The organism is Dendronalium phyllosphericum CENA369 (assembly GCF_016056275.1).
Taxonomy (GTDB): Bacteria; Cyanobacteriota; Cyanobacteriia; order Cyanobacteriales; family Nostocaceae; genus Dendronalium; species Dendronalium phyllosphericum.
In genome coordinates, this window is the sequence record NZ_JAECZA010000050.1 from 18,423 (window position 1) to 30,173 (window position 11,751).

The window sequence follows — 11,751 nt, forward strand, 5'->3', positions numbered from 1 at the left end:
ATATATTTGTGATGGTTTTTCTAGTTGCACAAAGACAACGATTTCACTGAATTAAATAACTACGCCAGATGCGTTGAGTATCTTTGCCACTTTTATCTGGAAGTAGTAATCGCCAGGTTTTGCCTTCTTTTTGAATTTGCAGGTAAACATCAAATGGTTGTTGCAGTTGCTTCAACTGTCTGTTTGGTAGCTTGAGAATCAAATCGTAAGTTCCTCGAACCTGGAAAGCTGGTAAGTTTTCAATCGTTAGTGGTTTCTCTTGAGTAATTGCCAGCCGTTTGATTTCAAATCCTTGAAAATCTAAATTCAGTTGTTGGTTGAGTTGCTGTTGGGTTTGCGATAGCTGAAGTGCGATCGCTTTTTGCACTAACTGGCTAGTTGGTAGCAATCCAATATTGCCGCAAGCTGTCAATAGTACTAGCAAAATTGCGATAAAAACGAGCCGCACCATGGAATTTCTGATATTTCACTCTCCAGCGATAGTATAGCGGTAGATGCGTTAAATTCCCTAATCTATTATGTCAAAACAAACTCTTGGACTTGATACCCAGCTTTACGATTACCTTTTATCTAATTCTGTGCGCGAACCGGAGATTCTTTGGAAGTTGCGTCAAGAAACTGCCAGCCATCCCAGAGGCACAATGCAGATTTCACCAGAACAAGGACAGTTTATGAGACTGTTAATACAGCTAATAGGAGCGAAGAAAACTTTGGAAGTTGGGGTATTTACAGGTTATAGCTCGCTTTCTGTAGCATTAGCGTTGCCTGCTGATGGTAAGATTATTGCTTGTGATGTGAGTGAGGAATTTACAGCGATCGCGCGGCGATATTGGCAGCAAGCAGGAGTTGCCGATAAAATTGACCTGCGTCTAGCACCAGGCTTGGAAACTTTAGATGCACTAGTGGCAGATGGTCAAACTGGGACATTTGATTTTGCCTTTATCGATGCCGATAAAGAAAATTATGATGGCTATTACGAACGAGTTCTAGAATTAGTACGTCCAGGTGGATTGATTGCTATTGATAATGTTTTATGGTCTGGACGAGTTGCCGATCCGCAATTTCAAGATGAAAGTACGAAAGTTATCCGCGCTCTGAATCAAAAGTTACATGATGACGAACGGGTAACGCTCTCTCTTGTTCCAATTGGCGATGGGCTGACTTTAGCACTCAAGCGCCGTTAATGCATACTTGGGAATATTTAAGGACTTTCAAGTAAAAAAATATTCTATTAGACATCTGGTGAAATGATGTAGGGGCGAACGGCCGTTCGCCCCTACTAAGGATTTCGGGCAACGCAGAATTAATTATCAAAGAAGCTTGAGGATTTATCGATATAGCCAAACGCGCAAGAGCGAAAGCAATTGCTCGGTATCAACGGGTTTGGTGATGTAATCTGATGCGCCTGCGGCAATACACTTATCGCGATCGCCTTGCATGGCTTTAGCGGTAAGTGCAATTATTGGTAAACTTTGAAATTCCTGGTGCTGGCGGATTAGACTTGTTGTCTCGTAACCGTCCATTTCTGGCATCATGATGTCCATCAAAACTACATCAATATCTGGTGTAGTTTCCAAAACTCTAATACCCTCCCTGCCGTTTTCGGCATATAAAACCTGCATTTGATAGCGCTCTAGCAGACTCGTCAGCGCGAAGATGTTACGTACATCGTCGTCTACGATTAGCACTTTCTTGCCAGCGAGTAAGTAATCTCTAGAGTGCAGTTGTTCTAATATTTGGCGTGTAGGTGCAGGCATATTCGCCTGGACTCGGTGTAAGAATAATGCTGTTTCATCAAGGAGACGTTCGGGCGATTGCACATCTTTGAGGATAATCGTTTCCGCTATCCGCCGGAGTTCAGTTTCTTGGGTTTTGCTAATTTCCCTACCAGTGTAGACAATAATTGGCAAAGTTTCGCCATTGGGAAGTTGCTTAATCTGCTCGATTAGTTCAAATCCAGTCATATCTGGTAGCCCTAAATCGATGACGACGCAATCAAAATGCTGAGAACGGATGGCTTCTAATGCTTCACTTCCAGTACCAACATCAGTGGTAGCAACATCGCTGTTACCTATCAGTTCGACAATGCTATGGCGTTGAGTATCGTCATCTTCGACGATTAGCAAACTCTTTACCCGACGTTCGACAAAACCTTTGATTTTAGTTAATGCCTCAGATATTGCCTCGCTGGTGACAGGTTTTTGCAGATATGCGATCGCTCCTAACTGCAAACCGCGTTGTCGTCCTTCCTCAACTGTCATAATATGTACGGGAATGTGACGCGTATTTGGGTCGTGCTTCAAGCGATCTAATACTGTCCAACCATCCATTTCTGGCAATCGGATATCTAGCAAAACGGCTGAAGGTAGGAATTGCTGTGCTAAGTGCAAACCTGCACTGCCGCTTTGAGCGGTTATCACTTTAAATCCTTGCTGCCGTGCCATATCTATTAAGATACGCGCAAAGTTAATGTCATCCTCGACAACTAGCAGCACGCGATCGCCATTTTCGATGATCGTGCGATCGTCACCTAAGAGTGCTGAGTGCTGAGTGCTGAGTGCTGAGTGGGAAGTCACCGAAGTTTGCCCGGAGGGAGACCCTCCTTGCAACTTCTCGCTGAGTGGGGAGTGAGGAGTGGGGGGTAGTGCTGTTTTCGGTTCGGAATTTGGAACTCGCAAATCAGAACTGGATTGCGGTAGGTAGAATGTAAACGTACTACCTTGACCGGGACGACTGATAAGTTTGATTTCTCCGCCAAACAGGCGGGCAATTTCACGGCTAATTGATAAGCCCAATCCCGTGCCACCATATTTGCGACTGGTAGTGCCGTCGGCTTGCTGGAAAGCCTCGAAAATTACTTTCTGCTTATCAGGGGCAATACCAATTCCTGTGTCGCTAACTGAGAAAGCAACTACCGTTTGGGCGCGATTTAAGGTTTCTTGATTGAGACTCCATCCTTGGTTTGCTACTTCAATTCGTAAGCGTACCTCTCCGCGTTCTGTAAATTTAAAAGCGTTGGAGAGGAGATTCTTCAACACTTGTTGCAAGCGTTTTACATCGGTATGGATGAGATTTGGCAATTCGGCAGCCAAGTCAATGGCAAAGGCAAGTCCTTTATTTTGAGCTACTTGCCCAAAAGTACGCTGAATCTGCTCGGCCAATTCTGCCAATACCATCTGGTTGATGTCAATTGACATAGTTCCAGATTCAATTTTGGCGAGATCCAAAATGTCATTAATTAATGCCAACAGATCGGTTCCTGCGGAGTAAATTGTCTGGCTGTATTCGACTTGTCTGTGGGTAAGGTTCCCCTCAATGTTATCTGCCAACAGCCTAGCTAAAATCAACAAGCTATTCAGCGGTGTCCGCAATTCGTGGGACATATTCGCCAAAAACTCAGATTTGTATTTTGAAGATAGTGCCAGTTGTTCGGCTTTTTCTTCCAAAGACCGTCTTGCTTGTTCGATTTCACGGTTTTTGCGTTCGACTTCTTTCTTTTGCTGCGCTAATAATTCTGCTTTTTCTTCTAACTCGGCGTTGGTTTGTTGCAGTTCTTCTTGTTGTCCTTTGAGTAAATCTTCGGAGGTTTTGAGTGATTGGGCTTGTTGTTCGAGGCGCTTGTTGGTTTCTCGGAGTTCGTTTTGCTGGGTTTGCAGTTCTTCGGCTAGAGACTGAGACTGTTTGAGCAATTCTTCAGTTCGCATCGAAGCGGCGATCGTGTTGAGAACGATCGCAATACTTTCGGTGAGTTGGTCGAAGAATGTCAGGTGAATTTCGCTAAAGCGGCGGAATGAAGCCAATTCAATCACCGCTGTTACTTGTCCTTCAAATAGTACGGGTAACACTACGGCATTGAGTGGACTAGCTTCTCCTAAACCAGAGCTAATCTTGACATAATCGTTCGGTACTTCCGTCAGCAAAATCCGCTCTTTTTCTAAAGCACATTGTCCCACCAAACCTTCACCCAAGTGAAAGTGGTTTGCTAGATGTCTGCGTTCGCGGTAAGCATAGCTACTGAGTAGTTTGAGATAAGGATTACTCTCGGCTGTCTCCATCAAGAAGAATACGCCATGTTGCGCTCCTACCAAGGGTGCGAGTTCGGAGAGAATTAGTTTGGATACGGTTTCTAAATCTCGCTGACCTTGCAGCATCCGAGTAAACTTAGCTAGGTTGGTTTTCAACCAATCTTGTTCGGTATTTTTCTGGGTTGTTTCTCGCAGATTGGCAATCATCTGGTTGATGTTGTCTTTGAGGATTGCCACTTCACCCAAGGCTTCCACGGCGATAGAACGAGTTAGATCGCCTTTCGTCACCGCTGTCGCTACTTCTGCGATCGCCCGTAACTGAGTTGTGAGTGTGGCAGCCAGTTCGTTCACGTTATCGGTCAAATCTTTCCAAGTTCCAGCCGCCCCAGGTACTCTTGCTTGACCGCCTAATTTTCCTTCAATTCCCACTTCCCTTGCCACCGTTGTTACCTGATTGGCAAAGGTCGCTAGGGTATCAATCATTTCGTTGATTGTCTCCGCCAAAGTTTCAATTTCTCCTTTGGCATCCAACATCAGTTTCCGCTTCAAGTCGCCATTAGCAACCGCCGTCACAACTCTCGCAATACCGCGCACTTGGGCTGTCAAGTTCCCCGCCATCGAGTTCACGTTGTCGGTCAAATCTTTCCAAGTGCCTGCAACTCCTTGAACCAAGGCTTGTCCGCCCAGTTTCCCTTCGGTTCCCACTTCCCGCGCCACCCGCGTTACTTCCGATGCAAAGGAACTGAGTTGATCCACCATTGTATTAATGGTGTTTTTCAAATCTAAAATTTCGCCTTTGACATCAACGGTAATTTTCTTCGAGAGGTCGCCATTTGCCACCGCCTTTGTGACTTCGGCAATGTTCCGCACTTGGGCTGTCAGGTTCCCCGCCATCGAGTTCACATTGTCGGTCAAATCTTTCCACGTACCGCCGACTCCTCGAACATAAGCTTGCACGCCTAATTTACCCTCGGTTCCTACCTCCCTGGCAACTCGCGTTACTTCCGAGGCGAAGGAGTTGAGTTGATCCACCATTGTATTAATGGTGTTCTTGAGTTCCTGAATTTCCCCTTTCACATCGACGGTGATTTTCTTCGAGAGGTCGCCGTTTGCCACCGCCGTTGTCACTTCGGCAATATTCCGCACTTGGGCTGTCAAACTTCCCGCCATGAAATTCACGCTGTCGGTGAGGTCTTTCCAAGTTCCCGCTACTCCTTTGACTTCTGCTTGTACGCCTAATTTTCCTTCGGTTCCCACCTCTCGCGCCACCCGCGTTACTTCCGAGGCGAAGGAGTTGAGTTGATCCACCATCGTGTTGACGGTATTTTTCAACTCTAAAATTTCACCTTTGACATCAACAGAAATTTTCTTGGAAAGGTCGCCATTCGCTACCGCTGTTGTCACGGCGGCGATGTTTCGCACTTGCGCTGTCAAACTTCCCGCCATGAAATTCACGCTGTCGGTGAGGTCTTTCCAAGTACCTGCAACACCCTTGACATCGGCTTGTACGCCGAGTTTACCTTCGCTTCCTACTTCTCGCGCCACCCGCGTTACTTCTGAAGCGAAGGAATTGAGTTGATCCACCATGATATTGATGGTGTTTTTCAACTCTAAAATTTCACCTTTGACTTGGACGGTAATTTTCTTGGACAAGTCACCGTTGGCGATCGCAGTGGCAACTTCGGCAATGTTCCGTACTTGGTCGGTGAGGTTCCCCGCCATCATATTCACCGCACCAGTCAAATCTTTCCAAGTACCCGCTACGCCTCGCACCTCGGCTTGTACACCTAATTTCCCCTCGGTTCCTACTTCCCTCGCCACCCGCGTTACTTCCGATGCAAAGGAACTGAGTTGATCCACCATTGTATTAATGGTGTTTTTCAACTCCAAAATCTCGCCTTTGACATCAACGGTGATTTTCTTTGAGAGGTCACCGTTGGCTACCGCTGTTGTCACTTCGGCAATATTCCGTACTTGGGCTGTCAAACTTCCTGCCATGAAGTTCACACTATCTGTCAAATCCTTCCAAGTACCTGCAACGCCCCTCACTTCTGCTTGTACGCCGAGTTTTCCTTCACTTCCTACTTCTCGCGCCACCCGCGTTACTTCCGAAGCGAAGGAGTTAAGCTGATCCACCATCGTGTTAATGGTGTTTTTCAACTCCAAAATTTCGCCTTTGACATCGACGGTGATTTTCTTAGAAAGGTCGCCTGTTGCTACCGCCGTCGTCACTTCGGCAATGTTCCGCACTTGGGCTGTCAAACTTCCCGCCATGAAGTTCACACTATCGGTGAGGTCTTTCCAAGTACCTGCAACGCCCTTAACATCAGCTTGTACGCCTAGCTTACCTTCACTGCCTACTTCCCGCGCCACCCTGGTTACTTCCGATGCAAAGGAACTAAGTTGATCCACCATGATATTGATGGTATTTTTCAACTCTAAAATTTCACCTCTGACATCGACAGTAATTTTCTTGGACAAGTCACCATTGGCGATCGCAGTGGCAACTTCGGCAATGTTCCGCACCTGACCAGTCAAATTACCCGCCATTAAGTTGACGTTGTCGGTCAAATCTTTCCAAGTACCTGCAACTCCCCGCACTTCTGCTTGTACGCCCAATTTTCCTTCTGTTCCCACCTCCCTGGCAACTCTGGTTACTTCCGATGCGAAGGAGTTGAGTTGATCCACCATCGTGTTAATGGTGTTCTTCAACTCCAAAATTTCGCCTTTGACATCGACGGTGATTTTCTTAGAAAGGTCGCCTGTCGCTACCGCCGTTGTCACTTCGGCAATGTTCCGCACTTGGGCTGTCAAACTGCCCGCCATGAAGTTCACACTATCCGTCAAATCCTTCCAAGTACCAGCAACCCCTCTTACTTCAGCTTGACCGCCTAATTTTCCTTCTGCACCCACCTCACGGGCAACCCTGGTTACTTCACTTGCAAAGGAGTTGAGTTGATCCACCATGATGTTGACGGTGTTTTTCAACTCTAAAATTTCGCCTTTGACATCGACGGTGATTTTCTTCGAGAGGTCGCCATTTGCCACCGCCGTTGTCACTTCGGCAATATTACGAACTTGGGCGGTAAGATTGCCAGCCATTAAGTTCACGTTGTCGGTCAAATCTTTCCAGGTTCCTGCAACTCCCCGCACTTCTGCTTGTACGCCCAACTTCCCTTCTGTTCCCACCTCACGGGCAACTCTGGTTACTTCCGATGCAAAAGAGTTGAGCTGATCCACCATCGTATTGACGGTGTTCTTGAGTTCCAAAATTTCGCCTTTGACATCGACGGTGATTTTTTTGGAAAGGTCGCCATTGGCGATCGCGGTGGCAACTTCGGCAATATTGCGAACTTGACCAGTCAAATTACCAGCCATCAAGTTCACATTGTCGGTCAAATCCTTCCAAGTGCCTGCCACACCTCGTACTTGGGCTTGTACGCCCAGTTTTCCTTCAGTTCCCACCTCCCGTGCCACCCGCGTCACTTCACTAGCAAACGAGCCGAGTCGGTCTACCATTGTATTGACGATATTAGCCGTTTGCAGAAACTCTCCTTGCAGGAGTCTGCCATCAATTTCTGTAGCGATCGTTTGCGATAAATCCCCATTGGCTACCGCCCGGATCACGCGAGTAGTTTCAGATGTCGGTTGAACTAAATCTGTAATTAGAGTATTGACAGAAGTCACACAATCTGACCAAGAACCACGAACATTTCCTAGAGAAGCGCGTTCGGCAATCTTACCTTCTTTGCCAACTACATTGCCAATCCGCTGTATTTCTGCTGCCATCCGCTCGTTTTGCTCAATAATATCGTTGAGCGTATCGGCTATTTTACCTGCCATCCCAACTCGATCCACAGGCATCCGTGCCGAGAAGTCACCTTGTTTAACAGCAGTCAGCGTTCTCAGTAGTTGTTTTAAATCTAGATTGTCGCTATCTATAGTTAACTGTTCAGCAGTCATAGTCTTATCCTGAATAAATTTTTGGATGTTTTTGCATAACGTACTTACCTAAAGAAACTTTCAGGTATTACTTAGCACTCATTTACCTTAGAAACATTTGGGTTAATTTTAGTCCCTGCACTTTCTGTATAACCGTAACTACTGCCAGAAACACTACTTAGCCAATCATAGCTATTAGTTTACTGGTTGGGATAGCTGGCAAATATTTTGAAATAATATAAGGTTCAGTTAATGATTACTTGCTATATCTTCTTCAGAGGTTCAAGCACTTTTGTTTATAGGACTTGAAACAACTCCGTACATGATGAGACACATAAAATCAAACACAGTTTTTCAAACAAACCATTCAGACATCCACAAACTCTTGTTGCAATATACAACCAGATATCTTCTATAGAATTTTGCTGTGAGCAATTAAAAGCAAAAATACGAGCGTGAATTTTCCATTACTCTTATGGTTAATCTTCGTTAACAAAAGCTAAAAAGCTTTTTACTTCTTTGAAGCGATCGTAACTCGCACTATCGTAAAAAATAAATTTGCTGCAAGTTTTCCACTGAAAGGGTACTTTGTTCGGTGATGGTGTCTAAAGGGTTCAAAAACGCTGAGGTCGTCTGAGACATTTTGCACGATAAAAACCGATAGCAGGACAGTTGAGTTTTAGCACGTAAAAAGAATACAAGCAACTCTAGATATAAGAAGCGAAAAGTAATTGCTATGTACGAATCAGCGAGCAATACACATAGAGATTTTCTCCATCAGCTATCTACAAAGCTAGTTGATGAAAACCAAGTTGCGATCGCGCCTGAATTTTCATGTTAAGGGCATCCCTGACCAGTTCATGAAACGTATCTCTTGCAGACATTGTAGACAGCTAGCCAAAAGAATTCATTTCGCTCAAAAATCCAAATTTTGCTCAATTCTCTGGAAATTTCTATTGCCCTCCAGTAACCTCTAAGTTAAATCCAGTAATGTAGCTTGCTTCATCGCTCATCAGAAATGCTACCCCATTGGCCACCTCTTCTAGACTTCCTAAACGGCGCATCGGTACTGAATTAATCATCTGTTGCTCCACTACCTTGGGTTCGGCATCAAAATACTGCGAACCCACGGCTGCTTGCAATTGAGTTTGCCGCGTCCACATAAAACCAGGGCCGATCAAAGCAGGCGAGAGTGCATTCACCCGGATGCCATAAGGAGCCAAGTCTTTTGCTGCTGTCTGAGTAATTCCAATCACCGCAAACTTAGAAGCGGCGTATGCCAACATATTTGGCGGCCCGACTACCCCTGCATAACTCGCCATATTGACGATCGCACCTCCACCACCGAAGCGTAGGTGCTGTGCAGCAGCTTTGAGAATATGAAAAACGCCGACAACGTTAATGTTGATGACCTTTTGAAAGTCATCCTCAGGATATTCATCGGTCTTGGCAAATACTCCTTGATAACCCGCGTTATTAAATACATAGTCAATCCGCCCAAGTTGCTCGACAGCACTAGTAAAGGCTTTGGCAACATCATCAGCAGATGTAACATCACAGCGAAACGTGCCGACTGGAACGTTGTAATCTTTTAGTTCCCCAGCCACATCTGCCATCTTCGGTTCATTCAAATCTAGCAAAGCTACGCTTGCACCATTAGCAGCAAAACGGTGTGCAGTTGCTTTGCCAATATCTCCCGCACCACCTGTAATCAGAATCTTCTTGCCTATAAACTGATAGGTTGCCTTTGCTGTCATAATCTCATCCTCTTATTTGAAGATTTATTGCAAATTGTCCGCAGCAGATCCCAAATGCCGCATTGTCACCCTCACAATCACCGAAAGAGGTTACTACTAGTCTGTTCCATTAGCTCTGAATGGTTAGGGCTGATACGGAGACGCGGGGACGCGGGGATACGGGGACAAGGGATAATTTTAAAGCTAGCAAAATTAATGGGACAGACCACTACTATATTGAAGATAGCGGTAAATTCGATGTCAATGCTTTGCCAATCCCAAAAATTCGGGATCGACTGCTGCGTCTTTGCCTTAATAGTTCTGCCAAAATGCCAAAATTTATTCTCAGCTCAATTCGTGATGCGCTGCACCAAGGAAAAACAAAGTAGGTCGGCGTAAATAATTATTGTTGGGCTAAGGCAGGGGGCAGGGAGAGAAAGAGTTTGAGCCGAATGGCACGCTCGAAGACGTGAAACAAGCGTCAGGGCAGGGTGTGGCGCAACGGGTGTCGGGTGTAGGGAAAAAATCAAGAAAATTAAAAACAAGTGCGAAAATTAATAAACTTCTTCGCCACTACACCCCACACCCACTCAGCCCACACCCGCTCATCCTTATGAATATTGGATTTGCCGATAACAAGCGTGCCATTCGACTCTGGGTTAAAAAAGAGCTAGGAAATTAATTTAAGCAGGAATAATTTGAGCAGTAAGTGAACGTTTATCCAGTGATTGGACTTTACCTACTTGAGTTAGGGCAGTTGCTACTCGTTCTAACAATTCTCCAGCTTGCTCGCGATATTGATTCTCTCGACCTCGTAAGCGAATGGCAAACTTGACTGAATCGCCCTTACTCAACCATCTAACAGCTTGTTCGATACGTAAGTTGTAATCAGCCATACCAATATTAGGACGCAGGCGAATTTCCTTAACTGTCGGTCTAGCACTGTTCCCCTGACGCTTTTTCTTTTGATACTGAAGCTTACCATAGTTGAGAATCTTGGCTATTGGAGCGTCTTTGCCTTCGGAGACTACAACTAAGTCAAGTTCTGCGCTTTGGGCTAACTGTAAAGCTTCACTAGTATTGGTCAAACCACGATTGTTATTTTCATGGTCAATCAAGAAAACTTGGGGTGACTTGATTTGCGAGTTAATTAGTTGCTTTTGAATTCCGATAAGCTTTTCCTCTCAATGATTCGAGACTTGGTATTTTCAAGTAATGCTTTGCTTAATACAATGCTCTTGTGAATATATAGTAACGTAATATGCCGTTTAACCCGATTCGCAAAACCTGTCTTCTCATATTCGGCAATTGGGACTTAACAAAAGTTTAAATAAGATATATAAGAGCAAGAACTTCAACAGTGAATTGCTCGAATATCATAATTTTTTAACTGCACACAAGTATTGAAACCGTGGAAAGCCATAAAGAAAAAATCTTGGTGGTAGACGGGCGTTGCAAGCATTCGCCGGATTTTGGAGACGCGACTTTCCATGATTGGTTACGATGTGGTCACAGCAGGTGATGGCGAAGAAGCACTCTTAACGTTTCGCTCTTATGACCCAGACTTAGTAGTTTTGGGAGCAACGCGATTTCGTGAGATAGCAGAGCTGGGGGGGCTGGGGGAGTAAGAGCTATTTTTAGTAACTCTTCATACTACAATACTCTGGACAAAATTAAGCAGCAATAACGCCGTAAGCTCGTAGGTTTTGGTAGTTAGGATGGGATTTAATTACAGTTGGCGAGAGGTCTAACATTGAAATAAAGGTGTCGAGCAAATGGTCATTGAGTGCCCGTCGCTTGACACTTGCCATAGAAAAGATCAAGGGTTTTTGAGCAGACTGCTGTTGATGAGCATCGAGCTTGGCAAGATTTAAAGCAGTGAAACTAGCATTGAAATGAAAATCAAGCTTTTTGACATCACGGGCTTGACAATCACTCAGTCCGGTAAACTGTTTAGCATCACGGAAGATGAATTCGATTTGAAAGCGCAGTTTGTAGAAACGATAAATTTCGTCTGGCGATTGGCTGATATCTGTCGAGAATAAGAC

General features: G+C 45.1%; 9 protein-coding genes and 1 pseudogene. 4 read left to right on the top strand and 6 right to left on the bottom strand.

All coding sequences use genetic code 11. The features are described from left to right. Positions 1 to 43: 43 nt before the first annotated feature. On the bottom strand, positions 44 to 451 hold the full coding sequence (locus tag I8752_RS13195; protein WP_214432778.1) for a hypothetical protein: 408 nt from the start codon (positions 449 to 451) through the stop codon (positions 44 to 46). 67 nt (positions 452 to 518) lie between these two features. Here I8752_RS13195 and I8752_RS13200 point away from each other — a divergent pair, with 67 nt between their 5' ends. Then, complete coding sequence (locus I8752_RS13200; RefSeq protein WP_214432779.1) at positions 519 to 1,184, top strand: class I SAM-dependent methyltransferase; 666 nt, start codon at positions 519 to 521, stop codon at positions 1,182 to 1,184. A 144-nt stretch (positions 1,185 to 1,328) separates the two neighbouring features. Here the strand turns inward: I8752_RS13200 and I8752_RS13205 are convergent, their stop codons facing one another. The 3 genes from I8752_RS13205 to I8752_RS13215 form a co-directional block, all read right to left on the bottom strand. Next, complete coding sequence (locus tag I8752_RS13205; protein ID WP_214432780.1) at positions 1,329 to 7,988, bottom strand: HAMP domain-containing protein; 6,660 nt, start codon at positions 7,986 to 7,988, stop codon at positions 1,329 to 1,331. Positions 7,989 to 8,752: 764 nt separating this feature from the next. Beyond that, positions 8,753 to 8,851: a XisH family protein gene (locus I8752_RS13210; RefSeq protein ID WP_214432781.1), complete on the bottom strand. Its 99-nt coding sequence runs from the start codon at positions 8,849 to 8,851 to the stop codon at positions 8,753 to 8,755. A gap of 69 nt (positions 8,852 to 8,920) precedes the next feature. After that, a complete protein-coding gene (locus I8752_RS13215) occupies positions 8,921 to 9,724 on the bottom strand; it encodes an SDR family NAD(P)-dependent oxidoreductase (RefSeq protein WP_214432782.1) in 804 nt (267 codons plus the stop codon). A gap of 119 nt (positions 9,725 to 9,843) precedes the next feature. Here I8752_RS13215 and I8752_RS13220 point away from each other — a divergent pair, with 119 nt between their 5' ends. Both I8752_RS13220 and I8752_RS13225 read left to right on the top strand, forming a co-directional pair. Next, positions 9,844 to 10,092: a hypothetical protein gene (locus tag I8752_RS13220; RefSeq protein ID WP_214432783.1), complete on the top strand. Its 249-nt coding sequence runs from the start codon at positions 9,844 to 9,846 to the stop codon at positions 10,090 to 10,092. An 80-nt stretch (positions 10,093 to 10,172) separates the two neighbouring features. Continuing rightward, complete coding sequence (locus I8752_RS13225) at positions 10,173 to 10,385, top strand: hypothetical protein (protein WP_214432784.1); 213 nt, start codon at positions 10,173 to 10,175, stop codon at positions 10,383 to 10,385. 1 nt (position 10,386) lies between these two features. Here the strand turns inward: I8752_RS13225 and infC are convergent, their stop codons facing one another. Then, positions 10,387 to 10,875: a translation initiation factor IF-3 gene (infC, locus tag I8752_RS13230; RefSeq protein WP_214432787.1), complete on the bottom strand. Its 489-nt coding sequence runs from the start codon at positions 10,873 to 10,875 to the stop codon at positions 10,387 to 10,389. A 239-nt stretch (positions 10,876 to 11,114) separates the two neighbouring features. On the opposite strand from infC, the pseudogene I8752_RS13235 reads away from it, so the two are divergent. Continuing rightward, positions 11,115 to 11,280 (top strand): annotated as a pseudogene (locus I8752_RS13235) (DNA-binding response regulator); the annotation flags it as partial. 96 nt (positions 11,281 to 11,376) lie between these two features. On the opposite strand, the gene I8752_RS13240 reads toward I8752_RS13235, so the two are convergent. Further along, the coding region (locus I8752_RS13240) for a transposase (RefSeq protein ID WP_214432785.1) at positions 11,377 to 11,751 on the bottom strand (375 nt) is incomplete at its 5' end.

What these genes read in the sequence shown, in the direction of transcription:
- I8752_RS13205 (WP_214432780.1), bottom strand. Translation starts at nt 7,988, where the DNA reads ATGACTGCTGAACAGTTAACTATAGATAGCGACAATCTAGATTTAAAA.
- I8752_RS13220 (WP_214432783.1), top strand. Translation starts at nt 9,844, where the DNA reads ATGGTTAGGGCTGATACGGAGACGCGGGGACGCGGGGATACGGGGACA.
- I8752_RS13210 (WP_214432781.1), bottom strand. Translation starts at nt 8,851, where the DNA reads ATGTCTGCAAGAGATACGTTTCATGAACTGGTCAGGGATGCCCTTAAC.
- I8752_RS13200 (WP_214432779.1), top strand. Translation starts at nt 519, where the DNA reads ATGTCAAAACAAACTCTTGGACTTGATACCCAGCTTTACGATTACCTT.
- I8752_RS13195 (WP_214432778.1), bottom strand. Translation starts at nt 451, where the DNA reads ATGGTGCGGCTCGTTTTTATCGCAATTTTGCTAGTACTATTGACAGCT.
- I8752_RS13215 (WP_214432782.1), bottom strand. Translation starts at nt 9,724, where the DNA reads ATGACAGCAAAGGCAACCTATCAGTTTATAGGCAAGAAGATTCTGATT.